Origin of the sequence: Photobacterium sp. S4TG1, from assembly GCF_036040035.1 — a bacterium.
Classification (GTDB): domain Bacteria; phylum Pseudomonadota; class Gammaproteobacteria; order Enterobacterales; family Vibrionaceae; genus Photobacterium.
This window is the reverse complement of sequence record NZ_JAYXUH010000010.1, coordinates 20,415-47,395: the sequence shown is the minus strand read 5'-3', so window position 1 is coordinate 47,395 and position 26,981 is coordinate 20,415. Positions and strand designations below refer to the sequence as shown.

Sequence of the window (26,981 nt, the reverse complement as noted above, 5' to 3'; positions counted from 1 at the left end):
TTCCTAATCAAAGAAACACGCCTTTTTATTTACCTATGAGATCGCTAGCGAGGAATATTTGTGGCTAAATGATCATCAAAGCCAGCGGCAACTAAATTCTCATAAGCTTGCCATACCACCGCTGGAATATCTTGCTCTGTTGAAAAACCCAATTCAGGATAATAACGGATTCGTTGTAAATCCCCAACCATCACATTAATCATATCACCGTAGCTAATCACATCATTTGCATACTCATCAAATGTTAATCGCGGTGATGTCACTTGTGCGGTTTTGGTTGGCCATAACTTTTCAAATGTAGCTAAAGTTCGGCGTTCCATAAATGGTTTTTGAACTAAGATAAATCGTTGAGGATCAAGGTCTTGATTGATAAGTAGCTCACGCGTTTTTATTATATTATCCCCAGTATTCGTTGCTAAAGGTTCAATATAAATACAGTCATTTGGCACTCCCAATTCACGAGCAATATTCGCAAAATACTCAGCTTCAGAACATGGAAATAACCCCTGAGTGATCTCACCGACATTACCAGAGAAGACAATATAAGGTGCATAGCCTTTTAAAAATAGGTGAGCTGCATATTCTGCAACCCTAGTATCATTACTGCACAATACAAACAAGCAATCACTTTTTACTAATGGCTGCTGCAATAAATGATAATCCCAAATAATTTTAGCTGAACGATAAATTCCTACGGACATAATCAATCCCTTTGTATCAATACATTACATTTAAAACATAGGCGATTAAAATAACTAGCCTTGATAATAAAATATAACGTTAAAGATTTTCTTTCAATAACGAAAAATTAAATAATAATTTGCGAATTGCTAATATGCAAAATATTAATCTCATAATAAGTCGTATTTTAATATCCTAAACACCAATATATGTTACATCAACAATCATGGTATTTATACCATCATACAAATACCATAAGACTATCGTAGCATAAAAAAAGTGGAGCAAGCTTACACTTACTCCACTCAGTTAATTATTACTCCATATATAGCTGAAGTAATTAACGCTGCCACCATTCAGGAAGAATCGCAATGCTGGTTCCATGTTGGTCACTTAACCACGCTTGCTCACTTTCAATAGTTAATTGCAGTTGCATTGAACGCTCAACCAATGTCTCTAAGCTTTTTAGTTCTTCATCACGTATAAAGACAACAGATACATTGCTCAATGCATTAATCTTAGCTTTATTCGCCTGCCACCATACAGGAGCAGCATGATCGCCATAAGCGTAAACAATCACTTTCTTAGCGCGATGTGATGCTTTACGAATACGTTTTTCATCTGGTAAACCTAACTCGACCCACAATTCAATTTCATCAACTAAATTTTTAGTCCATAAATCAGGTTCTTCTGCAGAACTTACACCTTTAGTAAATTGTAATTCTGGATCTGCATTTAATCCCCAAGCAAGCACTCGTAGCATGAAGCGTTGTAATGTTTCAGATGGATGGCAAGCAATAGTATGCTGACCATCGAGGTAAACATGGCGATCCATGTCTGCTACGTTCATGTTTACTTTATATATAGTGGCACTGATCGCCATGGGTAACCCTTCAAAATGATAACTAAACAACAAGTGCAAATAACAGCGTATATGCTTATTACCTACACAAAATATACATATTATTTTAATCTGAAAACAAGCTATATAACGATATATCTTGTTGAATAAGATTTTCTTTCTGTGCTTTTGTTAGTCGTTTCTTAATAAAATATTCAAACCGCATTGCGTCACGTTTACAATTCACTTGTTGTGACCACGCCAATGTTAGAGGGCCTTTACCTTTTAGGTATTTAGCCCCTTTTTTACTATATTGGTGTTCTTCAAACCGACGACAAACATCAATCGTGACACCACAATAAAGCATTCCTTTGTGAGTTCGAATAAGATAAACAAACCAAGGTGTGGATGACATAATAACAGGCCTAAAAACACACAGGCCCAACATATAATGTTGAGCCTATATAAACGATAAAACGACAGTAAAACTGGCGAGACAATCTACCAGTATTCTTAGAAAATAGAAACTACTCTGTTAATGACTCTAACATTGATTGCAATTCAACGAGTTGTTGCTTTAATTGTTCAACCTCGCATTCTAATGCAATAATTCGCTCTTCACTAATAGCGGTACTTGCAACAACTGATTTAGCTGGAGTGTAATTATCGATATCAATATCACCACTGAGTAAGTGCATGTAACGGCAATCACGTTTACCTGATTCTTTTGGTAACTTAATAATATAAGGTCCCTTATCCGCTGATGCTAACTGTTCAAGTACCACTTCAGCTTCTTGGGTATCGGCAAAATCACATAATCGGTTAGTCCGAGTACGAATTTCACCAGCACTCTGAGGACCACGTAGTAGCAGTACAATCATGGCTGCCAGTTCTTGCTTGGTAAATTGTAATGAACCAAATTCAGTATTACAAAAACGATGCTGAAACTTAGAGACACGACTACCAAAGCTGGATACATCGCTCACCATACGTTTTTCTTTCAGTTCTTCAACCGTATCAAGTACCGTTGCTTCATCGAGTGCCATTACAGGCTCACGACTTGATTTTTGATTACATGCTGTCGTCAACGCATTAAGCGTTAATGGGTATTGATCTGGAGTAGTAATTTCTTTCTCAAGTAAACAACCAATCACTCGAGCCTGTTGTTCTGTTAATTGCATATCCATGATCATCCTATTCATCTCACTCAATGGCTTTTTCATAAACGTAAGATCTCGACACTCATCTCTGAAAAGCCATTACTACAATACAGTGTCAAAATACTCTTAGAAGATTAGCACATTTATCTTTACCAGCAAGTAGTTAGGTTCTCAAAATACACTTCTTTTAACCACAGCAAAGTAAAAGTTAGTTTTCATTATGACTCACTAAAGAATGAGGATATTCAGCAGTAACAAATTGATCGCGTCCATTTTCTTTTGCTTGGTATAACAAAGTATCAACGGCTTGATATAAATGTTCAACTAATTCCAACCCTGTAGGTACCCAAGAAATAGCACCTTGACTGACCGTTAGCTGATCACTAATTAATGAATTAGCGTGCGGTATCGCCAATTTTTTAATTGCATCCTTTAGCCGCTGACATTCTTTAATCGCTTGCTTCTCATCACAATTACAAATCAATATAATAAATTCTTCGCCGCCATATCGACCACAAATTTCCCCCGCTCTATTAAATGTTTTTTTCAAATTTGATGACAATAATTTGAGACAATTATCCCCTTCAATATGCCCTTGATAATCATTAAAAAGCTTAAAGAAATCAACATCTAGCAAAATAATAGTCAGAGGTAAATTATTCCGACCATGTAATGAAATAAATTCGGTTAACTTTTGATCAAGATAACGACGATTAGCCAATTTCGTCAATGGATCTTTATTCGCTTGTTCTAACAATAATTTATTTACTTTTTGTAGCTGCGACGTTGTATGTTCTAACCGTTGCCGCATTACTGCTATACGACTCATAGCTTGCATTTTAGCCGCTAATATAATTGGATTTACGGGTTTAACTAGATAATCGTCCCCACCAACATCAATAGCTTTTGCAATAACATGAGGGTCATCGATGCCACTTAAAAAAATGACCGGTACCCACTCTGGATACTGAAGCCGAATGGTATGTACTAAATCAATACCATTTTGTTCTGGCATCTCAATATCAATTAATAACAAATCAGGCTGAAATTCTGTGTAACACTTCAGCAGTTCAGCTGCTGATGATACTGACTTAACATGATGACCTAGGTTTGTTAGACATGCCGTTAAATATAATCGCTCACTGGCGACATCATCGGCAATTAAAATCCGCATCACTCCCATATTAAATCCTTTACGATTGCAACCATATAATATAAAACTTATTGCATTCTTCATGCCATATGTTCTATTTATAAAAAAAAAACTTAACAGCGTGATTACACCATGACTATTCACTAAAATAAATTTTATTATGACTTTTATAATCATATATTGACATTTATCAGTAGGAATATAGGATTCCTCCTCACAAAACACAATGCGTTAGGAAAAACTATGTCTGAAATTAATAACAACGAAGAGCAAATCATCGATGAGACAGTATATACATTAGATGACTGTTCTCCAGAACTTCGCCAAGTCGTGACATTTGAAGAAGTGCCAGCAGAGTTGATTGATATGCTTGTAAACGTTTATAAGGTATCAGAACCTACATCACGTGAAGCATGGAATGCATTACCAGCAAGCGCACAAAATGTTTTGGATAATTTTGAACAATTCCATTCTCTAGTTGCATTAAGTCAAAGCTACTCTGGCGTTGATTTTCTAGGTGAGATGCAAGACACTAAATTCCCAGAAGACATGAGTGCAGACGACCAAGCTGAATACAAAGCATCAATGCTTGATAAAGTATTAGCTAACTGCGTGAAAGACATGTGTAAACAATTGAAAAAAGCACGTCGTAACCCACCAATGAAGCGTGAGTTTACTGAGATTTTTCAAAAATAATCCTCATTTCCACGAAAAATAAGACGAAAAGAAAGAGTGTTTTGCTCTTTCTTTCTTTTAATTACTGGCGTCATTTATTTATAGATACTCATAATTAACATTAGCAACTGTCAAAATTACGTCATATATATCTGTTTATTGATAAAAAACAACCTCTGATAACATAAGGAGTACTCATTAGGCATATTCCTGTTCATTGCTAATTTATAATTATATTATTGATTGATTATATTTTATTTATCAGTTAAATAACTATAGATAATAATGTTCACTATAACTATAGTTAATATCATTAACATGATGACAATCATTAAATATGACTTTTAACACCTATAAGTTATATTACGCACTTTTATGATAGAATGAATAAAAATAAAAAACATTGAGGTTTATAGATGGCAAATACTGAGCAAATAAGATTTAGGACAAAAGTATGCTTTATAGCAAGTCAAGGTGTACTTAAAACGTCTGAATCTACGCTCAAGCTAAATTTGTCAGAACAATATATCTTAAGCCACCTTATTGAGAATCACAGCACACCTATCACTAAAGATGATCTATTAAAGGTAGGTTGGCCCGACCGTATTGTTACAGAAGCTTCGCTATTTCAAGTTATTCGAGCATTAAGAGTCAAACTTAATGAAAAGAATAAAGGTGATGTTATTGAAACATTACCTCGAGTAGGCTATCAAATTCGTGAATTTACACGTGAAGAAATTGATCTTAATGAACAAAAAGCAAGTAGTATTATTGAAAAAATTAATAAAAAAGTCATTATTTCTTTAGGTATTATTGCTGCAACTCTATTTAGTAGCTGTGCATGGTATATGGCTCCTTCTACAATAAAGCCGACTAATTTTTTAATTGAACATGAAAATATTGGTTCAAATAATATTACCTTTATTACTAAAAATTTAGAGCAGCAAGTGGATTTAAGAAACAAGGCTAAAACTATTTTTTCACCGCAATTAGATAAAAATCAAAAAATATATTTTTATAAATCTAATGGGTTTTATTCTATTGCTTGGTGTCAAATTATATTAGATACCAACCAATGTAAGCCAAACACTGATTTCAACTATAAAATCGCTCCTGATGCATGGACAAATTTTGCACAGAATATAATCACAAATAAAAAACACTTTCATCTAAAAATTGATAATGAAACAGATTCAATGCGTGAACCCTTATCGATTGTCTATCGTTCATACGTTAGTAGCAACGGTATGGTCTCAAAGATATCTAATTTTTATATATCATCAACAGATAAAAATAATGTTTTCGATTATTCAAAAGTTAACTTTATTACCAACAACAAAACAGGACGTTATCAAGCACTGTCAATCTCGGCTGAATCACTAACATTAACTAAAAAAGATTCACAATTTATTGCAACATTAAAAATAACACCAAAAGTTTTTCATTGGGCTTATCAAAATAATGTCAGTTTAAGCAGTAATAAAGCCATCCTTTTTTCAGATGATGATAACGGAACTAATATGTATAAAAAAAATACTATCCATTACGATCATATTGTTATGGCTCAAAAACGCTTAAAACTCATTTTAAATGAAAACTCAGGCCTTTATTGGTTGCATAGCAGTCGAAACAATCCACTAACATTATTACAAGCTGAACACTACAAATAAATGAACATTAATGAGACGATGATCTCATCATTAAAAAACACAATTTTTTCACAATAAATAACACGAAACGATCACGTTTTTTATCATCTTAATTAAGTATATTTATAGTTAAAACAATAATACTTAAATAATGATGAAAAAAAACACAACTTCACTCCTTATTGGATGTTTATTTGGTTTACATTCTACTTTTTCGTTAGCTAATAATTTAGCTACACCTCAAAGTATTACATCTACGACAGATCTTTCACCATATACCACTAAACGCCAAGTAGTCGATCAACTGCTCACAGACGCATTGATTGCCTTTCAATCCCCTACTCGCATCTCCCACGCGGGTTTTACGGCAAAAATGCCCAGTAATCTTGAAATTGTAACGACCCACTTATTACAAGCATACCAACTCGAGCCATACCGCACTGATTTACTTATTTCAGCTGCAAATGCGCAAATATATAATGGTAATGTAGATCGCGCTATTACACTCTTTACACAAGCACAAGCAACAGCCCCTGATGATATTGACATTCTATCATATCTTGCAGTTTGGCAAAACTTTAAAGGTAATAATGCAGCATCTATACAACAAATGGCTAAACTTGCATCCATCAATCCTGGCCGTCAAGCAGATATAGAACACATTATAAATACTGTCGATCATGTTATTGCAACACCGCTAAAAACAATGACTACCAAACCTTATAGCGGTAATACAGCTATCATTACCTTAGGTTATGCACTAAATCCTAACGGAACAATGAATGAGATTCTTATTCAACGGCTAAAACTAACATTAACACTTGCAGAGCAATCCCCTAACTCTCTTATTATTGTCACTGGCGGTGTACCTCAGAATCATAAAACTGAAGGTAAACTTATGGCTGACTGGTTAATTAAACACGGTATATCTCCACATCGTATAATTGAAGATAATTACGCACGCAGTACTGTTGAAAATGCGCTGTATGTCAGTTATGCATTAGCACGACACAAGATTGATCATGCGACGATTGTAAGTTCAGCTAGTCATGTTAGACGAGGACAAACTTTATTTGATATTGCCAGTTGGCAAACAGGGCCTCGTGGTATTAGTTTTGACAGTGTCGGTGTTGAAGATAAACCATTGGCGGAATTAACGATTCCCTCAGACAAAGAGCTACTTGGTATTTATCGTGATGCATTGCGCGTTTATGGATTATGGAGTTATCGTTCATATCCGCTTGAACAACGCTAAACATCTACAAATACAGATACGTTTAAAGCCCGATGCTAAGCGTATTTGTACCTGTTTAATCCCCTTCTATCGTCATTACCCTGCTGTTAACATGCAATGCCATTATTCACAAACCATTTGTAAATATTCGCATATTATACATCACGAATGTGATCGCGTATAACAAGGATAAGAAACAGGTGTGATAACATATTATTAGCTCAAGACACAAACAAATAGAATATTGCATATCAATTAACTATTACATCAGTCTCAGTAAATAACATAAAACCTGCGTGTAATATCAAATAAACAGAAGGAATTTAACACATGCCATTAGATCTAATTACTAACTTACTCTCCAGCCCACAATTATACTTACTCATATTTATTGTTGTTACGCTAAAATTAAGCATTATCTTTGTACCACAAAATGAAGCATGGCTTATTGAACGTTTTGGGAAATACCGAGCAACGAAAGAAGCAGGTTTAAATTTCATTATTCCATTTATTGATAGTATTGGTGCCAAACGAAGCCTTAAAGAAACCGCCGTTGATGTTCCTTCACAATCAGCAATAACAAAAGACAATATCAGTCTTGTTGTCGATGGTGTGCTGTATTTCCGTGTTTTAGAACCTTACAAAGCCACTTATGGTGTTGATGACTATAAATTTGCGGTCACTCAGCTAGCACAAACCACAATGCGTTCTGAATTAGGTAAAATGGAATTAGATAAAACATTTGAAGAGCGTGACCTACTCAATGCAAACATTGTTGCTGCCATCAATACGGCTTCTGACCCTTGGGGTGTACAGGTACTTCGCTACGAAATTAAAGACATTGTGCCACCAAGTTCTGTTATGGAAGCAATGGAAGCACAAATGAAAGCAGAGCGAGAAAAAAGAGCACAAATCCTTGAATCTGAGGGTGATCGCCAATCAGCAATCAACGTCGCAGAGGGTAAAAAACAAGCCCAAGTACTAGCAGCAGAAGCAGATAAACAAGAACAAATTCTTAGAGCTGAAGGTGAAGCTGCTGCTATTTTAGCTGTTGCCGATGCACAAGCTCAGGCAATACGTAAGATTGGTGAAGCCGCAGACACAGAACAAGGCCAAAAAGCAATTCAACTTGAGTTAGCGACCAAAGCCATTGAAGCCAAAAAGGCTATCGCGAAAGAATCCTCAGTTGTTTTGTTACCTGAAGATGGCACTAATGCAAGTTCAATGGTTGCTCAAGGTTTATCAATTATAAACTCAATTAATAAAGCTCAAAAAAGTAACGCTTAGAGCTAAGGGGCAATATGTTTAGCAATATCCCACAAATATTAATGATATTGGGATTACTTACTCTTATCATTGAAGTGTTAGTACTCGGCTTGAGTACCTTTGTGCTGCTTTTTTTGGGCATTGCACTGTTGATTACCAGTGGCTTAATTTACATCGGTATGCTTGAGGCGAATTGGATAACGACGATATTAACCTTAGCTATTATCACCTTAGTATTAGCTATCACACTTTGGAAGCCATTAAAAAGATTACAGAACAAACCCAGTAAGACTGATATAAAGAGTGATTTTGCTGTTATAACATTTGAACTTGAAAAAGAGTTATTGCCATCAGAACGTTATACTTATAATTACTCAGGTATTCAATGGCAAATTAAATCAAAAACACCCATAGAAAAAGGTGTCATGGTTGAGGTCATAAAAAAAGAGGTCGGTATTTTATGGGTAAAGCCTGTTGATCACCCTGTAAAATAACGTCTTACTTCACAAACCTCATTATAACCAAGCCGCTAATATTACCTAGCGGCTTTTTCATCCATTATTATATCGATTAATCAACAAGTTCTGTTTTTTCTAATAACTTACAAAATTGATTTTTAATTATTGTCTGACTAATAAATATTACATTAATAGTATTATTAAAATAGGTATAAGCCAATCTAAATACAGCATCCTTTGCTACAACAATTTTATATTCAAAAATCCTCAAACCACTACAACGTAATTGTCTTGCTGTCTTTATTTTTTCAGAACGTTGAATAATCAATTGAGGTAATCGCTCTCTTACATCCTGACAAATAATTTCCTGATATTGATTATGTAAATGGAAAAATTTACGTAAATGCCTATTTTCACTGTAAGTAACATTCATAATAAATACGTCTTTATATTTTTATTACAGTATATGACGTCACTTAGAAAGAATATAGTTGGAGTAAATTAAAGACGCTATCAAAAAAAGTGAACATTATTCACAATATCGACGTTCACACTGTGCAGAAACCAATAACTTGTACCACAATTAAAATGTACCTGCGATAAAAGGAATACGCTAATGAGTACAAGATTGAATGACACGATAAGTATTGAACTTCAAATTCAGGCTGCTGTCAGAGAGATAGCTACATTTACTGGATTAACAGCTCAATCAGCATCAGTAGATGATCGTATCCATGAGGCTATTTTTCAAGGAAAGATTTTTTTTACCCTGTATTTAATGGTGCAATCACTCCACAGTGAGGCTAAAAACACTACAGCTCAAATATTGGCACAACAAAACATTACTATCCCCGACGTTAATTTCGAAACTGTGATCCAACAGTGTTTTAATATGTTTTATATATCAAATCATGATATTGCAATAGATAAAGCAAACACTTGTGACCAAGTAATAACAGTGACATCAAGTGATATGTTGCAGTGGCAGCATGCCCCTATTCAAGAAAACCTTGAAAATATGATAGCGGCACTCGCGACTAAACACGTCAAATACCTTTCTTCATTATTCTCACAGGCTGAAGATATAGATAATGAACTTTTATCTGTTTTTAGCCATGCTATGACAAACAATACTCTAGATTTAGGCATCAAATTATCATCCAAAGCTGGAACATTATTATTGGAACAAGTGATCCACTCAAGAACAGGAACGGTGTGTCTTATTTTTTTAAATATGACTACAAATAGTCAAGAAAAATACGCCATCAGCCAATATTTAGCAGATATCGATAATTTTTATACTACTTTAACCTCTCATGGTTTACGGCAAGGCTTACTTTTCTTAGATAAATTATCGAAATAACGTTCTACTTTTAACTAGTTAATATTAGCCGATTATAAAGCACTCACAAGTATGTTATAAAAAATAATATAATTTACAGGTAAAAAACAAATACCACATAAATATGCACGTTTTGATAAATATATCCCGCACGTATCATTCACAACAACAACAACAACAACAACAACAACAACAACAACAACAACAACAACAACAACAACAACAACAACAATAACAATAACAATAACAATAACAATAACAATAACAATAACAATAACAATAACAATAACAATAACAATAGATATTTTTGTGATTTAAATTCCAAATCCATTACTTTTAGTTTAACTTAACATGAAATTGATAATTCATTACTATGATTAATCATCTATTATTTTTAGGATAGTCACGAGTGAAAAAGCTTTCTTTATATATAATACCAGTACAACTTTTTTTAGCAGCATATTGGTTTAAAAATGGATTTCTTGATAAAGTAGTTGGTATTTCTTTAGGAATCATACATCCTAAAACTGCTTATTACGGACTAACATGGGGTGGTTGGCATGATAATATAGTAGGTAGTTGGGATAAAAGTCGAATTGGTCATTTGTTTTTCTCACCTTTTTTTGAACTTTTATTTCCAATTATTATTATTTTACAATGCCTACCATTTTTATTTATATTCATGTCAATTATAAATAAAGAATTTCTTATTGGCCACGATCGTCCATGGTTAATGAGATCTGCACTTACATCATTTGTAGCCACAACAATAATGTTATTTAGTCAAACATTATCAAATGCTCGTGATGCAGAGTATTTATTAAACTTATTCAGCATTAGTATGGTGTTAATTATTTACATCGTAGTTGTAGAAAAAATACTCGAAAAAAAATATAACAATTAGGCATATTTCAATCAGCATGATTTATATCATGCTGATTAATTTCTTGATTGCATAAAAAGACATGGTGCATAACAATAGCAACATTCAATAATTCTTAATGTAAAAACCTAACTATGACTATTGACCCAATAACATTACTGGCTATTGCAATGATCTTTGTCGGTTCTTTTGTTCAAACAGCCATAGGCTTTGGACTTGCTATTGTTTCAGCCCCTATTCTTATCATCATTGCACCTCAGTATGTCCCTGCCCCGATCTGTTTAGTTGCCCTCTTTATTTCATTACTTAACAGTCTAAAGCACCGTAATAGTATTGAATTAGGCGGTTTAAAAATGGCAATCTTAGGTCGAATACCTGGATCCATCGCAGGTGCAATGTTACTTATTTTTATATCAACACAAACCTTATCCCTTTGGGTCGGTCTATTAGTACTTCTCGCAGTATTTATTAGTGTAATGCCATTTAGAATTGAGCCAACACCTAAAAGAATGGTGATTGCAGGGTTTTTCTCAGGGCTATTTGGTACTAGCTCTGCAATTGGCGGCCCACCGATGGCAATTCTATTGCAGCACCAAGAAGCAAATCAATTACGTGGTAATTTATCGGCTTTTTTTGTATTTAGTTCGATAATTTCATTAATAACACTTATACCCGTTGGTTTTTTGAATATCGAAAAACTATGGTTGACTCTCCCTCTACTGCCTGCAGCTTGGGCTGGATATTGGTTGGCATTAAAAACAACTCAATCCTTACCAAAACAAACCATTCGGTATGGCGCATTAACATTATGCCTAGCTTGCGGTGTTATCGCGGTTTATAAAAGTGTAATGTAGATAATCGAACAATCATATTTATCTAAAGCAGCTAACTACATTGTCATTGTCTATTGAAGGAATAAAAATGTCACTTGCAACTCAACTATTATTATTTGCTGATGTTGTTAATCAAGGATCATTTTCAAAAGCAGCAGCATTGCATGAAATGGATAATTCTTCATTATCAAAAAAAATTAAAAAGTTAGAAGCTGAGTTAGGCGTTCAACTATTAAACCGTTCAACGCGATCATTTTCATTAACATCAGCAGGAGAGGAAATCCTAAAGCAAACAGCCAAGCTTAATGAGGTGCTAAATGATATAGAGCTAATTGCTAACTCATATCAATCACAACCCAAAGGTATTTTACGTATTACTTCGCCTATTTATTTTGGTCAAAATTACTTACAACCTGTAATCGCTCGTTTTATGGAACAATACCCGAATATACAAATTTCCCATTCACTAGACGATAGAAAGTCGGACATTATTTCAGAACAATTTGATATTGCATTTAGACTTGGAAAACTGACTGAATCTAATTTAATTGCTAAAAAAATTGCAGATACTCATTTTATTTTAATAGCATCAAACGACTTTGTTCAACATCATGGTTTACCAACAACACCACAGCAACTCTCTGAACTTCCAGCGATTGTATACAGTAATGTTGACTTAACAATAGACCAATTACGAATCAAAAACGCCCATACAAATGAGCGCTTTTGTCACTATAAAATGCAAACAAAATATAAAGTCAGCGATGTAAAAACCATGATAAATGCAGCAAAAGATGGGATTGGCTACGCACTTATTGATTTATCTAATTTAGAAGGCTCATTAGAGCAACAAGGATTAGTGCAATTATTGCCTAACATGATTATTTCACGCGTTGATACCGCAATTTATGCCATATACCCACATCGAAAACACACTATGTTAGTTAAGGAATTTATTCAAGCAGTACAAGATTATATCGGTACACCACCACGTTGGACAATGTACCTACCGCATCAACTGATTCTATGATACTTGTATTTCAATACGTTACAGTACAGTAATAATATCTTCTGCTGCTAAACGTGCTTTGGGTAAGCCGTAATTATAATCTTGCCCTTCTAGATGGTAACCCATTGCTAATGCAAACTCACAAACATAACCATCTAATTCAACATTAAAAAGAGAACCTATAAGCTCAGAATCTACCCCTTCCATTGGCGTTGATGCAATATTTAATCGCGCAAGTACATGCAGGGTATTACCTAAAGCAATGTAAGTTTGTGCTTTAGTCCAATGGCCATTAAAGCCATTTTCATCTGTATTTGACTCAGCAAACCCATAAGCACCATTTAACATATTATCATAATTCTCTGCTGCTAAATGACCAGACGATACTTCAGCATCCACGACTTTACGATAATCATCCTTAGTATAAAAAGGATTATGTGCAAATAAAACAATGTGTGAGGCTTCAGTTGCATGTCGCTGATTCATTTGATATTTATTTGCAAATGTCTCATGAAAACGTAACTTTGCCTCATCACTTTCTAATACAATAAATTTCCATGGTTGTGAATTTATTGATGATGCAGACAAACGAATCGCTTCTTTGATCACATCCATATTTTCAGCGCTAATTTTTTTAGTTTTATCATATTGTTTAGCTGTATAACGGTTGTGAAGATCAGTAATAATTTGATGTTGCATAATAATATCTCTCTTAACTCATCGATGGAGTAATAATAGAGAGATATTAAATGACAATAAATAGCATTTACGTCCAATGATTATGGCTTTTTTTTCCATAATAAAACAGATTAACTTACCACTTAGTCATCAATTTTATCGTGTTTTCTTATTAATATTCGTTATGATACTGGCTAAACATACCAACAAGCGATAAATTATAAGTTCGTCTATGTACTTTTAACTATCGTGCTAACCATGATTCAATCAAATATTTTGCTTCGTTACCCATCACTACGCACTTTTTTAAACTTAAGAACCAACATCGCGGCACTCAGTTTTGTCAGTTGTTCTATTCCATTATTTCTAATGGGACATGTCACTATGGGGATTGCTTTCTCACTAGGCAGTATAAGTTGTGGCTTTGCTGATACTTCTAGTGTGACTAAATACCGCATCTATGACTTTATGATAGCCTTACCCCTCTTTTTCTGTATCAGTTTAGGCATTGAAGTTGTCTTTCCCCATTCATTACTCTTTGTTGGTTCATTAGCTATTGTTAGCTTTGCCCTATTTATGCTTGCGGTATTAACGCCTCGATTAGGTGCTATTGGGTTTGCCGCTATTCTATTAGCTATTTACGCGATGTTATTACACTTAGACGGTCGTCCTGTATGGCTGGTTCCTGTTTGGCTTACAGGAGGAGCTATGTGGTATATTTTCTGGCAAATACTAGCGATATATTTTCTGCCAAACCAAGAATCAAAGGATATTTTGTCAGATCTTTATCAAATATTAGCAAAGAAGCTCATGCTTCATGATCAAGGCTTTGTCCTTGCGACAGATAAAAACCAGCTTTTTATTCAATCCGCTCAATTTCGCTCTCAAATAGCAACCTTGTCGCATACGCTTGAATACCGTATTCATCAGCAATTTTGCTGCGGTGAAGATAGCGCTAAATTACAAGATATTTATCGTTTTTTAAAAATAGCAGAGCGTATTAACGAACAAACACGCTTAATGTATTTCACATCAACGCCATTATTAAAACAATATAACCCTCAATGGTTAGAAAACATTCATCAAGTGAATCAATACATTAGTCAATATTTGGCACAAGTTAGTGTTAATAATGTGCACCATTTACCCCTACCTGACATCGATTTCAAAGCCCTACGCCAATATCAGATAGCCGAAGAAGCACAAGACGAAGCAATAACAGCGCATTCGTTTATTAATAAACTGGATATTATTTATCTTTTATTACAAGAACTTAAAAACAAATCAACGTCAGTTACAATCGCTAAGCAAACCGTATCTAAACCCATTGTTCTCACCTGGAAATGGCAAGACATTGTTTCTAAACTCGTAAGCCAAATGACGCTAAAATCAAGTTATTTCCGTCATGCACTTCGAGGTACATTAAGTCTTACTACTGGCCTTATTATTGTACGTTCACTGAATCTTGATTTTGGTTTTTGGACACTTATGACTAGTTTGTTAATATTACGACCTAATTTATCAATGACATGGACGCGGTTGCTACAACGTCTTACCGGTACCGTTTGTGGGTTAATCATGGTCGGTGGGTTACTGCACTTTCAAGTATCAACAGACATTTTACCTTTTGTATTTTGTATTGCTGCAGTGTTATTTTTTCATACTTCTGCTCGACATTATGGGTTTGCAGTCTTCTTCGTTACTTTATTTGTTTTTGCTGGTTTCTCGCTTAATGGGCAGGGAGACAACATTATGTTACCGCGCTTAGATAACACAGTATTAGGCGTCTTTATTCCTCTTGTCTTTGTATTTATTCTAACGCCCGGTTGGCAAAAGAAATCATTTCCAACCCAGCTATCAACCACTATCAAAGGTTATACCGATTACTTGGTTAGCTTTCATCTTTACTTATCAAATAAAGATCCTCAGCACGCTGAAAAGTTACAGCGTCACTTTCAAGATTGTGTGGTCTACGATACCAACTTATTTGATCACTGGATGGGATATTTAGGTGAGCCGCAACGTAATTCACAAACAAGTGAACACATTCTTCTTTGCAGCCGTAGTTCTAATATTATTTTACGAATATTAACCCAGATAAATGAAAATAAAGAGCAAATTACACTCAATACTCAAATAGAATCTGAGATGAAAAGTGCGACTCATTCATTAATACAACTTCAACAGTTGTTGCAACAAACCTTAAATCATACCGAGTTATTTAAACATATATCTAAGCAAGAACAGTTGATTTATCAGTCTTTTACTTATATTGAAGATGAGATATATCGCCTTGATAATGACCAGTTAATCGCATTACTAGCAAAAGAAATTGCACTTTTTCTTAATGCCATCAACCATCAAGCACAATAATATTACGGCATAATTGTTCAGATAACAGCGCCGTTTTTGTCGACAAGCCAGCCATTGTGCTGGCTTTTTTATACGTTAGTTATCCCTTATATTTACTAACAGTTATCTATAACGGAATTAACGTTATTTAGCTTTAAAACTGTTAGAATTACATCCTTAAAAGCATCAGAAGTTAAGGACAGAATAATGCTAAAAAAAACGCAACTGTGCGGTATTGTTATTGCTTTAATCGCTTCAAGTTCAGCATGGGCAGCGGATCAAACCATCACACTTAAAGACGGACGCCAAGTTATTCTGCACGATAACTTTACTTGGCAATATAAAGCACAAACCAATGAACAAACCACCAGCCCAGCAATCAAAACAACACCTGCAACAGAAAAGGCTATTCCTGTTATTACAACATCAGCGGTAGCGATTCCAATTATTAGTGCTCCCAAAGGTGTTGAAATTGAATTAGGGACAACGAAAGCTATTCAACAACTCAGTGACAGTGGCATGGATGTTCTATTAACGGCAGCACATTACGAAAATGGCACACTTATTATTCCAACCATGATGACAAACCAAAGTTCGAAATCAGTGGTCAATGTCACCATGAAAGTGCGTTTAAGTAATAATAATGGCCAAACAATAGCTACGGACGAGTTCACTATATGGCGCTCAATTAATCGCATGCCTGAGACTTATTTCCGCCCTAAAACACAGCATCAAGGTAAGCCAATTATCTTTGATGTACCAAAAGCTGATCGTTACTTTATTGATGCTGAAATCACTGATGTTGATATGAGATAAACAACAAAAAGCTCAAACTATAGTATAGCTTTGAGCTTTTTCATTAAAAATTAAATAGTTATTTATTCAGTGCCAATACTAACATCAGTAACTACTCCAAAATGATCAGATACCACATCATAAAAATCACCATTAAAGATAACTTGATGTTTTATTACAGGTAGTGGTTGATTACTGAAAATATAATCTAGTCGTAATGATTCACTATTTTGCTGCCAGCCATCAATATTTTTGACAACCGTTATTCCGGTGTCTTTTATTTTAGCCATGGCATAACAATCAAATAAGTGACACTGTAATGCATAATCATAACCTTGATCGCGAATATGACTCGGGTTATTAAAATCGCCTAATAAAAAGCTCAATCGTGGTGATAATGTCGCTGTAATTCGATTTAAATGCTCAGCAAACGAACCTTGTTCATCATTCCACCAACCGCAATGACAATTATACAGATCTAGCTCATACTGCTGATAAAGTACTTTAATACGTACAGCTCGTCGATGCTTCCAATTATCTTCATCATAATTATCATTTAAATCGATCACTTGATACTCGATAATCGGCAAGCGGGTTAAAAAAGACAATCCTTCTTGGTAGACCTCATAGCTTTGATGGACAAAATCCCATGTCAGCTGATAATCATGCCCCATTTCGGCTAATTTTTGCTGCAATAAATAGCCATAATTATCAGTATGCACAGGATGATTACCGCATATTTTATCGCTGATGGTTGCACTAAGATGGTGTTGATTAACTTCTTGTAATGCAATTACATCACAATCTTGATCAATAATGGCTTGAGCAACTATGGCTAACTTTTGTAATTGATCTGATTCTTGCCAACTGTGAGTATTTAATGTCAATAACTTCATAAATCATTCACTTACTAATGATGTATTGAGATAAAAGCGCAGTGTTTTACCTACGCTTATCATAATGTCATTCTTCACAGCAGCGGATTAAGCCGTTGCAAACTTATCTATCAACGCTGATTTAATTACATCAACACCAGGGCCATAAATAGCTTGAACCCCTTGATCTTTAATCACTAAGCCTAATGCACCCGTTGACTTCCACAAGGTATAATCAGCAACCAATGCGGGATCTTTTACTGTAATACGAAGACGCGTCATACATGCATCAATCTCTGCAATATTGCTACGACCACCAAGGTTTTGAATAATAATTTCAAGCTTATCATCTTGTGACATGCCTTCTGCTTTCTCATCAATATAATTACCTGCACGTCCTGGCGTTGGTAAATTAAATTTGATAATAAGTAGACGGAATAAAGCATAGTTAATCGCAAAGAAAGCAATGCATACCATCACAAAACTAATTAAATCACTGCCAATTCCTGCAGAAATCATCATCGGAACACGAGTAATCAGTTCAATTAGACCAAAAGCATGCACACGTAAATCAATCAGATCCACTAGCGCAAAAGCTAATCCCGTTAATACAGCGTGAGCAACATACAGAACCGGTGCAATAAACATGAACATAAATTCAATCGGCTCAGTCACACCTGTTAACAATACAGCTAAACATGCTGAGAAGAACATTGGCTTATATTGCAGACGCTTATCGCTATCAACACAATGGTACATAGCTAGACCAATACCAATTAAAGATGACGCAGCAATGATTACTTGACCGGCTTTAAAGCGTGCTGGGTGAACAGTCGCCAATAGGTGCTGGTAAGCTGCAGGATCGGTTAATTTAAGATTATTTAAATCACTCACCCATGCAAGCCATAATGGATCTTGACCATAAACACTTGAACCTGCACTTGGTCCGGTTAATAACTGATATGCCCCACCCAGTTCGGTATAATTCATTGGAATAGTTAGTGTATGGTGCAAACCAAATGGCAGTAATAAACGCTCTAAGGTACCGTAAACAAACGGAGCAATAATAGGTGCGCTATCTTTTGAACTTGCAATCCATTGGCCAAATTCATTTAATGCACCTTGTACTAATGGCCAAACAACCGCGAGTGCAAATGCGATAATCACTGAATATAAAATCACCATAAAAGGCACAAAACGTTTGCCATTAAAGAATGCTAACGCTTCAGGTAAACGAGAGTAATCATAATAACGGTTATATAAATTAGCCCCTAAATAGCCTGAGATAATGCCAATAAATACCCCCATATTCAATGCTGGCGCGCCGAGAATAGTGGTGAAAAATTGAGAAACCGGCAACTCAGAACCAAACAGACTCATGACCGTTGCATGAGGATCACTCATCATGCCGCCATTAACACCAAAAATAACCCCTGTAGTGCGGTTAATCAGTATAAAAGCTATCACGGCAGCAAATGCCCCTCCCGCTCGCTCTTTAGCCCATGAACCACCAATTGCAACGGCAAATAATAGATGTAGGTTAACAATAACGCCCCAGCCAATATTTTCCATAATATGACCGAGGGTTTCGATAGCACCAATGCCACCAGCATACATAGCAACAACTTTACCTAACGAAATCATGATCCCTGCTGCGGGCATTACTGCAATCACAACAATCAATGATTTTCCGAATCGTTGCCAGAAATCAAACGAAAGTAATTTACTCATAACTAATTCCTTGATTGAGATGGCAGGTTTACGTCATCACTGACCTGCCATAAATATAACTATTGTTTTTTTACAAACACATATGCCGCATAAGCAGGCGCTAATTGTGTCGTCATAAAGTCAGTACGGATGTTGGTGTTATTCGGCGTTTGATTATCGAGAACTAACTCTCCTAGCTGATTAATATCAAGATCAACTCTTGTCTCGTGATCACTCAAGTTCGTAATAATCGTCCATGTTTTATCAGACTCAATTCGTTGATAAGCATAAATATGAGCATCATTTTCTAGTAATAATTGATAGCGTCCCGTAATCAAACTTGGATTATTTTTTCGAAGGGTGATTAGCCGTTTATAAAACTGTAAAATCGAGTGCGGATCGCGCTGTTGTTGTTCAACATTAATATCGGTGTAATTAGGATTAACGACCAGCCAAGGTGTCACTGCTGAAAAGCCACCAAATAGCTGTTCATTCCACGGCATAGGTAAACGACTATGATCGCGTGAAACTTGATTTAACAAATCTAATATCTGTTGATCTGTCTTTCCTTGATGCTGCAATTTAGCTATTAAGTTTTTAGCCGACACATCATTAAAATCATCTAATGCAGTAAACGTATGATTAACAATGCCAATTTCTTGACCTTGATAAATAAATGGGGTTCCTTTCATTAGAAAATAACAGGCAGCCAATGCGGTTGCACTGCCATACCAATAATTGGCATTTGCAAACGTATTAATACTACGAGCTTGGTCATGATTTTCGAGGTATAAAGCATTCCACCCTTTACCTTCTAACGCATTTTGCCAACGGGTTAAAATTTGCTTAAATTCCACCAAATCAAACTGCTCACGATTTTGCTCTTCTGACCACAACTTCATGTGTTCAAATTGGAAAATCATATTAAAGACGCCACCTTTATCGTTTTCAGTGGGCTCAGCCACCCACGTTAATGCATCTTGTGCTTCAACCCCATTGGCTTCACCAACAGTCACAATATCAAAAGGAGCAAAAGCTTGGTCACGTAACTCATATAAATGTTGCTCAATACCATTTACATTCATGTGGTAGTCAAACGAAGACACATAATCATCACCCGTTGGATTAGGCAATGATGGTAAACCCGGCTGTTTTTGAATATGGCTAATAGCATCCACTCTAAAGCCATCAATACCACGCGCTAACCACCAATGAATCATGCTAAATAATGCTTGTTTAACTTCAGGATTCTGCCAATTAAGATCCGGCTGTTTTTTAGAGAATAAATGCAAATAATATTGCGCAGTAGCCGCATCATATTGCCACGCACTGCCATGAAATATACTTTCCCAGTTATTAGGAGCATTGGTAGGACTTGTCGGGGTTGGAGCATTACCATCGCGCCAAATATACCAATCACGCTTAGGATTAGTTTTACTTTGGCGTGATTCAATAAACCATGGATGCTCGTCACTGGTATGGTTAATCACTAAATCCATAATGATACGAATACCACGTTCATGTGCTGCACTGATTAAACAATCAACATCAGCAAGGCAACCAAAATCGGGATGAATAGCTTGATAGTCACTAATATCGTAACCATTATCATCATTAGGTGATTGATAAAATGGACAAATCCACACCAAATCAATACCAAGTTCAACCAAGTAATCAAGTTTGGCAATAATGCCAGTAATATCACCAATACCATCTTGGTTACTGTCAAAAAAACTGCGTGGATATATTTGATAAGCAGTGGCAGTTTTCCACCATGCAAGCGATGTTGCTGACGTATTATTAGGGTGATTCATCCATTTAACCTTACTAAACGTATCGTACATTATTTGTATGTGTTACCGATAACACATACGGTAGGATCGAATGCAGCGATATGCAAAAGGTTTTTAAATGAACTGAGAGCTTTCTCTAATTTTTAACTCAAATTGGCCTTCACAAGAACTTGAATCTCGCTTAATAAGCTTCTTTACTGCCTGATATCCCATTTGATAATAATTAAAAGCAACGGTGGTTAAGCTCGGTACTAACAAATCACTATAATCATAATCACCAATACCGATAACCCAAATATCATGACCAATTTTTAGATGTTGTTCTTTAGCTAAACGATATAACCGCATCGCAATATTATCGGTAGCACAAAAATAAATGTGATTAGCTTGTAAGGTAATTGTTTGATAAGCCTCTTTTTGTTCAGAATCAACTAATGGCTGTAAATCAAGAGGTAAAGCAGGTGCAACAGTCGCAATCGTCACTTGTATCAGTTGAGTACGTAACGACAACATACGCGCGTCATAAATATAATGTATGGCTGTAAAGGGAGCTTGCTGTTGTTGTAACTGATGAATAGTATGAGAAACGAGTGCCGTAATCGCCGCTTGTTCTGGATAATATAAACAACACTGTTCAGGAATAGCTTTACCAATAAAAATCAGGTTTTCTAATCTTTTATAAAAAGGCTCTTCGACACTGTGCTTTGAAGCAATAACAATAGTGCCAAGGGCATTAAGACCATTAAATTCACTTACCGCTTGGCGCTCTGATTCATGACTAAACCCTGTTGCATGAAATAACATACGAGCATTAGATTCATTTGCTGCTGCTAAAGCGCCTTTAATTACTAAGCTGGTCGTATAAGATTCAATGCGTGGCGCAATGAAGCCAATAATGTTCGATTGACTGCGAATAGAACGTGCAAATTTATTTGGGGTATAATGGTTTTCTTTTACGATCGCATCAATTTTAATACGATTTTCTTCTGAAACATAACCGCCATTAAAATAACGTGACACTGTCATTTTTGAAATTCCAAGCTGTTTTGAAATATCAGCCATAGTCATTTTTTGCGTCATAATATCTTCATTAATCTGTACTTATCATTTTGATAGTATCCAATATATTAGTAAATTACACAGTAACTAAATGCACAACACGACCTATTATTATCAATATTATTATTCCCTTCCGTAAGCTACAAACAATGCCTCAGCAAATGTCTACTAAATAGCCAATAAATCAAAATCTTTTTTCAAAAACACAACCCAAGTACATATTTTAACATTTTTAACACATTTAAGTAAAAATAGCGTTTTATTACTTGCTTAAATTGATCAAGAATAGAGTGATAAAACTCATAACACAGCTTTACTTAGATCGTTTAATGTACAATAAGTGATGAATATATAGACTTTTTGTGTTTTTTAAATGTTTATATACAAGTAATTTTTATTCATTAGTGAGTTATATTTCATCACTTGAAATGATACAATCGCAACAAAATTGCAAACATTAAGCAACAAATGGGTTGTCATAAAATAACGATTATTGCTTTGCCTTGTTATGAGTAATCAAGTTCACGGAGGACAAATGAAAATAATTCGAAGTAAGAAGGTAATTATCATCCTGCTTACATTACTCTCAGTATTACTTTTGGTAACTCTTTTTACCAGCAGTAACATGGTACTATTTGATTCAAAAGGCAGTATTGGTGAAGCCCAATCATCTTTAATCATTACATCCGTGCTTCTAATGGCCATCATTATCGTGCCCGTTTTATTCATGGCGATTTATTTTCCTTATAAATATCGCCACAGCAATAAAAAGGCGGAATACACGCCAGAATGGGAACATTCAACCAAGATAGAAGTGGTCGTATGGACTGTACCCTGCTTGATCGTACTAGCATTAGGGTGGATCACTTATCAAACATCTTACTCACTTGATCCAAGAAAAGAGATTGTTTCTGAACAAGAACCATTAACAATTCAAGTTGTTGCGATGAATTGGAAATGGCTTTTTATTTACCCAGAACAACAAATTGCAACAGTCAATGAAATAGCACTACCCGTTAATCGCCCTGTGAAATTTTTAGTCACTTCCGATACCGCCATGAATTCATTTTTTATTCCACAACTAGGTAGCCAAGTTTACGCAATGGCTGGTATGGAAAACCGTTTAAATCTCATGGCTAAAGAGGAAGGTTCTTATCGCGGTATTTCCGCCAATTACAGCGGTTATGGCTTTGCTAACATGCGCTTTAAAGCCCATGCCGTTAAAGACGCTGCATTTAAAGAATGGGTTCAAAAAGTCAAAGCATCAGAACTTGTTTTAAATAACAACAGTTACGATCAACTCACAGCAAATGCCAAAGAGCAAATTTCAAAGCCGCATCCAGTCACATACTTTGCCTCTGTCGCACCGCTAAAATTCAAAGATATTATTGAAAAACATGCAGGAGTCCAAAATGGCCTATAAAGGAGATGTATACGCCGAAGCGGATCCAATTTTCGGCAAGTTAAATTGGGATGTTATTCCCTTTTCTGATCCAGTCGTTTTTCCCGTAATGATAGCTGTAGTACTCGGCGGCCTAGGGTTATTAGGTTTAATTACGTATCAAAAAAAATGGCACTACTTATGGAGTGAATGGTTTACTTCTGTCGATCATAAAAAGATAGGCATTATGTACATCATTGTGTCTATGGTCATGCTTGTTCGAGGCTTTTCCGACGCCATCTTAATGCGATCCCAACAAGCTGCGTCAACAATTGACGCAAGTTATCTTCCACCAGAACACTACGATCAAGTCTTTACCGCCCATGGCGTGATCATGATTTTCTTCGTTGCGATGCCATTTGTCGTGGGTCTCATGAATATTATCGTGCCATTACAAATAGGTGCTCGCGATGTTGCCTTTCCATTTTTAAATTCCTTGAGTTTTTGGCTATTCGTTGTTGGCGCTATTTTAATTAATATGTCGCTCTTTGTTGGTGAGTTTGCAGCAACAGGTTGGTTAGCCTATCCACCACTCTCTGGTATGGATGCTAACCCTTGGGTCGGGGTTGATTATTGGCTATGGTCACTGCAAATATCAGGGATAGGGACATTATTAACGGGTATTAACTTTGTTGTTACTATTATCCGTATGCGTGCACCTGGCATGAAAATGATGCAAATGCCCGTATTTACATGGACATCATTGTGCGCAAATGCATTGATTGTACTAGCCTTCCCGATTTTAACCGTCACACTGACCTTACTCACTCTTGACCGTTATGTTGGCACCCATTTCTTTACCACGGATATGGGTGGTAACCAAATGATGTATGTCAATCTGATCTGGGCATGGGGTCACCCTGAAGTTTATATTCTGGTGCTGCCTGCTTTTGGTATTTTCTCTGAAATTACAGCCACATTCTCACGTAAACGTCTATTTGGTTACACATCATTAGTGTGGGCAACAATGGTGATTATGGTGTTGTCGTTTATCGTTTGGCTGCACCACTTCTTTACTATGGGCGCAGGCGCAAGTGTTAACGCCTTCTTTGGCATTGCAACCATGATTATTTCAATTCCGACCGGAGTTAAAATCTTTAACTGGTTGTTTACCATGTATAAAGGACGAGTTGAATTCAGTGCTAGCATGTGGTGGACAATTGCCTTTCTGATCACCTTTACCATTGGTGGTATGACGGGAGTAATGCTTGCAATCCCTGCGGCTAACTTTGTTCTACATAATAGCCTATTCGTTATTGCCCATTTCCATAATGTGATTATCGGTGGAGCCCTCTTTGGCTATTTTGCAGGTTTAACATATTGGTTCCCGAAAGCCACCGGATTCACCCTTGATGAGCGCCTTGGTAAGATTTCATGTGTGCTTTGGACTGTTGGCTTCTTCGTTGCCTTTATGCCGGTCTACGTCCTTGGATTTAACGGTATGACTCGACGTCTTAATGTTGCTGACAATCCAGAATGGGCGCCTTACTTATGGGTTGCTGCATTTGGTGTCTGTATTGTTGCCGCTGGTGTTGCCGTTCAATTCTACCAAATATTCGTTAGTATTCGTGATCGTAAACAAAACCTAGATCTCACCGGTGATCCTTGGAATGGCCGCACCTTAGAATGGGCAACATCATCACCACCACCATTCTATAACTTTGCTTTATTGCCTACGATTCATGATCGTGACGAACACTATTACGCCAAAGAAGATGGCCTAGCTTACCAAAAGCCTGAGCGTTATAAGCGAATCCATATGCCGAAGAACACATGGGCAGGTGTCGTCATCAGTATGTTTTCATTGATGTTTGGTTTTGCTTTCATTTGGCATATTTGGTGGATGGTCATTGCTGGAACCGTTGGCATGATAGCTTCTTGGATTGTTTACAGCTTTCAGCGCAGTAAAGATTACTATGTTGAAGTCTCTGAAGTGGAAGCAATTGAACGTAAACATCTTGCTAACGTTCATGGTGAGAAAACATTTGGGCACAAAGATGGTGAAGATGATGATGATTTCGATCCATCAGATCTGAAACCTGCCGACTCAATTGCATAAGGGGCGAAAACAATTATGACGACAGAAATAAAAGATACATTTAATCTCAACGTCCCTGTTCAGTCTAACGATGGTCATAATAGCGATGATCATGACCATCACGACTATGCTGGTGATACTATTTTTGGCTTTTGGATTTATATCCTTAGTGACTGCTTATTATTCGGTACATTATTTGCTGTTTATGCTGTTTATTCCAATAGCTTTGCTGGCTTAATTGAACCTAACGAACTGTTTAATCTAAGCTTTGTATTAGCTGAAACGGCACTATTATTGTTCAGTAGCTTCACATTTGGCATGGCAATGCTCAAAGCCAACCATGAAGATATGAAAGGTATGTTCAAATGGTTAGGCATTACATTTGGACTTGGTTTGTCTTTTTTAGTGATGGAACTGTATGAGTTTTATCACTTTAGTAGTGAAGGTGCGACATTCCACAGTAGTGCCTATTGGTCAGCATTTTATGGACTGGTTGCGACGCACGGACTGCACGTTTTTGCAGGTTTAGTATGGATGATTGTATTGTTCTTCCATTTTAAGCGCGACGGATTTTCTGCAGGAAATAAAACACGATTAGCTTGTTTAAGTTTGTTCTGGCACTTCCTTGATGTTATCTGGATTTGTGTATTCAGTGTAGTTTACTTAATGGGGGTATTGTAATGGACAATTCAACTAATCAACACTCGACTAATCAACATTCAACAGCACATGGCCAAGGCGGCCAAGCTCACGGCAGTGTAAAAGAGTATGTTCGAGGACTGATCTTCTCTATTATTTTAACCATTGTACCTTTCGCTATGGTGATGGCTGGCGTTGGCTCTACCCAGTTTATTATTGGCGTGATCATGGTTTTCGCTGTTGCGCAGATATTAGTCCAACTGGTGTTCTTCCTGCATATGAACACCTCATCGGAACAAATGTGGAATACATCATCAGCTGTCTTCGTAGTCGTTATTGTGGCTATTATTCTTATTGGTTCGTTGTGGATCATGGATCACTTAAACCACAACATGCTAATGGGTCATTGATCAAGGA

At 36.0% G+C, this 26,981-nt stretch carries 26 protein-coding genes; 15 read left to right on the top strand and 11 right to left on the bottom strand.

Features of this window, described 5'->3' with window-relative positions; genetic code table 11:
* Positions 1-44 precede the first annotated feature (44 nt).
* The 5 genes from VXS03_RS12665 to VXS03_RS12645 form a co-directional block, all read right to left on the bottom strand.
* Positions 45-701, bottom strand: coding sequence for a YdcF family protein (locus VXS03_RS12665; protein ID WP_327764104.1), 657 nt, complete (start codon positions 699-701; stop codon positions 45-47).
* A gap of 320 nt (positions 702-1,021) precedes the next feature.
* Entirely contained in the window at positions 1,022-1,564 is a 543-nt protein-coding gene (locus VXS03_RS12660; RefSeq protein ID WP_327764103.1) for a YaeQ family protein, read from the bottom strand.
* Between the two features lie 85 nt (positions 1,565-1,649).
* Positions 1,650-1,937 (bottom strand): GIY-YIG nuclease family protein, encoded by a 288-nt coding sequence (locus VXS03_RS12655; RefSeq protein WP_327764102.1) that lies wholly within the window; start codon positions 1,935-1,937, stop codon positions 1,650-1,652.
* A gap of 112 nt (positions 1,938-2,049) precedes the next feature.
* Positions 2,050-2,709, bottom strand: a complete 660-nt coding sequence (locus tag VXS03_RS12650; protein WP_327764101.1) for a YceH family protein — start codon at positions 2,707-2,709, stop codon at positions 2,050-2,052.
* Between the two features lie 181 nt (positions 2,710-2,890).
* Positions 2,891-3,865 carry a GGDEF domain-containing response regulator gene (locus tag VXS03_RS12645; protein WP_327764100.1) on the bottom strand — a complete coding sequence of 325 codons (975 nt, stop codon included), beginning with the start codon at positions 3,863-3,865 and terminating at the stop codon, positions 2,891-2,893.
* A 213-nt stretch (positions 3,866-4,078) separates the two neighbouring features.
* Here VXS03_RS12645 and VXS03_RS12640 point away from each other — a divergent pair, with 213 nt between their 5' ends.
* From VXS03_RS12640 to VXS03_RS12620, 5 genes are all read left to right on the top strand, one after another.
* Entirely contained in the window at positions 4,079-4,531 is a 453-nt protein-coding gene (locus tag VXS03_RS12640) for a DUF3069 domain-containing protein (RefSeq protein ID WP_327764099.1), read from the top strand.
* Positions 4,532-4,926: 395 nt separating this feature from the next.
* The gene (locus VXS03_RS12635) at positions 4,927-6,180 is read left to right on the top strand and encodes a winged helix-turn-helix domain-containing protein (RefSeq protein WP_327764098.1); all 1,254 of its coding nucleotides are present in this window, start codon (positions 4,927-4,929) and stop codon (positions 6,178-6,180) included.
* Between the two features lie 133 nt (positions 6,181-6,313).
* On the top strand, positions 6,314-7,414 hold the full coding sequence (locus VXS03_RS12630; protein ID WP_327764209.1) for a YdcF family protein: 1,101 nt from the start codon (positions 6,314-6,316) through the stop codon (positions 7,412-7,414).
* 309 nt (positions 7,415-7,723) lie between these two features.
* Positions 7,724-8,680, top strand: a complete 957-nt coding sequence (locus VXS03_RS12625) for an SPFH domain-containing protein (RefSeq protein WP_080155856.1) — start codon at positions 7,724-7,726, stop codon at positions 8,678-8,680.
* Between the two features lie 14 nt (positions 8,681-8,694).
* Positions 8,695-9,153 carry an NfeD family protein gene (locus VXS03_RS12620; RefSeq protein WP_327764097.1) on the top strand — a complete coding sequence of 153 codons (459 nt, stop codon included), beginning with the start codon at positions 8,695-8,697 and terminating at the stop codon, positions 9,151-9,153.
* Between the two features lie 76 nt (positions 9,154-9,229).
* Here VXS03_RS12620 and VXS03_RS12615 read toward each other — a convergent pair whose 3' ends face one another.
* Positions 9,230-9,550 (bottom strand): hypothetical protein, encoded by a 321-nt coding sequence (locus VXS03_RS12615; RefSeq protein WP_327764096.1) that lies wholly within the window; start codon positions 9,548-9,550, stop codon positions 9,230-9,232.
* Between the two features lie 183 nt (positions 9,551-9,733).
* Here VXS03_RS12615 and VXS03_RS12610 point away from each other — a divergent pair, with 183 nt between their 5' ends.
* The 4 genes from VXS03_RS12610 to VXS03_RS12595 all read left to right on the top strand — a co-directional run bounded on the left by VXS03_RS12610 (position 9,734) and on the right by VXS03_RS12595 (position 13,205).
* Complete coding sequence (locus VXS03_RS12610) at positions 9,734-10,480, top strand: hypothetical protein (RefSeq protein WP_327764095.1); 747 nt, start codon at positions 9,734-9,736, stop codon at positions 10,478-10,480.
* Between the two features lie 388 nt (positions 10,481-10,868).
* Entirely contained in the window at positions 10,869-11,363 is a 495-nt protein-coding gene (locus VXS03_RS12605) for a hypothetical protein (RefSeq protein WP_327764094.1), read from the top strand.
* Positions 11,364-11,476: 113 nt separating this feature from the next.
* Positions 11,477-12,196, top strand: a complete 720-nt coding sequence (locus VXS03_RS12600) for a sulfite exporter TauE/SafE family protein (RefSeq protein ID WP_327764093.1) — start codon at positions 11,477-11,479, stop codon at positions 12,194-12,196.
* A gap of 67 nt (positions 12,197-12,263) precedes the next feature.
* On the top strand, positions 12,264-13,205 hold the full coding sequence (locus tag VXS03_RS12595) for a LysR family transcriptional regulator (RefSeq protein ID WP_327764091.1): 942 nt from the start codon (positions 12,264-12,266) through the stop codon (positions 13,203-13,205).
* Between the two features lie 18 nt (positions 13,206-13,223).
* Here the strand turns inward: VXS03_RS12595 and VXS03_RS12590 are convergent, their stop codons facing one another.
* Positions 13,224-13,883, bottom strand: a complete 660-nt coding sequence (locus VXS03_RS12590; protein WP_327764090.1) for a nitroreductase family protein — start codon at positions 13,881-13,883, stop codon at positions 13,224-13,226.
* A gap of 237 nt (positions 13,884-14,120) precedes the next feature.
* Here VXS03_RS12590 and VXS03_RS12585 point away from each other — a divergent pair, with 237 nt between their 5' ends.
* Both VXS03_RS12585 and VXS03_RS12580 read left to right on the top strand, forming a co-directional pair.
* On the top strand, positions 14,121-16,235 hold the full coding sequence (locus VXS03_RS12585) for an FUSC family membrane protein (protein WP_327764089.1): 2,115 nt from the start codon (positions 14,121-14,123) through the stop codon (positions 16,233-16,235).
* A gap of 186 nt (positions 16,236-16,421) precedes the next feature.
* Positions 16,422-17,030 carry a DUF3157 family protein gene (locus tag VXS03_RS12580; protein WP_327764087.1) on the top strand — a complete coding sequence of 203 codons (609 nt, stop codon included), beginning with the start codon at positions 16,422-16,424 and terminating at the stop codon, positions 17,028-17,030.
* 62 nt (positions 17,031-17,092) lie between these two features.
* Here the strand turns inward: VXS03_RS12580 and VXS03_RS12575 are convergent, their stop codons facing one another.
* From VXS03_RS12575 to VXS03_RS12560, 4 genes are all read right to left on the bottom strand, one after another.
* Complete coding sequence (locus VXS03_RS12575; RefSeq protein WP_327764086.1) at positions 17,093-17,905, bottom strand: endonuclease/exonuclease/phosphatase family protein; 813 nt, start codon at positions 17,903-17,905, stop codon at positions 17,093-17,095.
* A gap of 87 nt (positions 17,906-17,992) precedes the next feature.
* Complete coding sequence (locus tag VXS03_RS12570; protein WP_327764085.1) at positions 17,993-19,615, bottom strand: PTS transporter subunit IIBC; 1,623 nt, start codon at positions 19,613-19,615, stop codon at positions 17,993-17,995.
* A 59-nt stretch (positions 19,616-19,674) separates the two neighbouring features.
* Complete coding sequence (locus tag VXS03_RS12565) at positions 19,675-21,408, bottom strand: alpha-glucosidase (protein ID WP_327764084.1); 1,734 nt, start codon at positions 21,406-21,408, stop codon at positions 19,675-19,677.
* 93 nt (positions 21,409-21,501) lie between these two features.
* Positions 21,502-22,467 (bottom strand): LacI family DNA-binding transcriptional regulator, encoded by a 966-nt coding sequence (locus VXS03_RS12560; RefSeq protein ID WP_327764082.1) that lies wholly within the window; start codon positions 22,465-22,467, stop codon positions 21,502-21,504.
* A gap of 514 nt (positions 22,468-22,981) precedes the next feature.
* On the opposite strand from VXS03_RS12560, the gene cyoA reads away from it, so the two are divergent.
* Genes cyoA through cyoD form a run of 4 tightly spaced genes read left to right on the top strand, consistent with a single transcriptional unit; the run spans position 22,982 to position 26,974 of the window.
* The gene (gene cyoA / locus VXS03_RS12555) at positions 22,982-23,869 is read left to right on the top strand and encodes a ubiquinol oxidase subunit II (protein WP_327764081.1); all 888 of its coding nucleotides are present in this window, start codon (positions 22,982-22,984) and stop codon (positions 23,867-23,869) included.
* Positions 23,859-25,946, top strand: a complete 2,088-nt coding sequence (cyoB, locus tag VXS03_RS12550; protein ID WP_442957448.1) for a cytochrome o ubiquinol oxidase subunit I — start codon at positions 23,859-23,861, stop codon at positions 25,944-25,946. Before cyoA ends, cyoB begins: the two co-directional genes overlap by 11 nt.
* Positions 25,947-25,961: 15 nt before the next feature.
* Positions 25,962-26,606 carry a cytochrome o ubiquinol oxidase subunit III gene (cyoC, locus tag VXS03_RS12545; protein WP_327764079.1) on the top strand — a complete coding sequence of 215 codons (645 nt, stop codon included), beginning with the start codon at positions 25,962-25,964 and terminating at the stop codon, positions 26,604-26,606.
* Positions 26,606-26,974, top strand: coding sequence for a cytochrome o ubiquinol oxidase subunit IV (gene cyoD / locus VXS03_RS12540; RefSeq protein WP_327764077.1), 369 nt, complete (start codon positions 26,606-26,608; stop codon positions 26,972-26,974). Before cyoC ends, cyoD begins: the two co-directional genes overlap by 1 nt.
* Positions 26,975-26,981 lie beyond the last annotated feature (7 nt).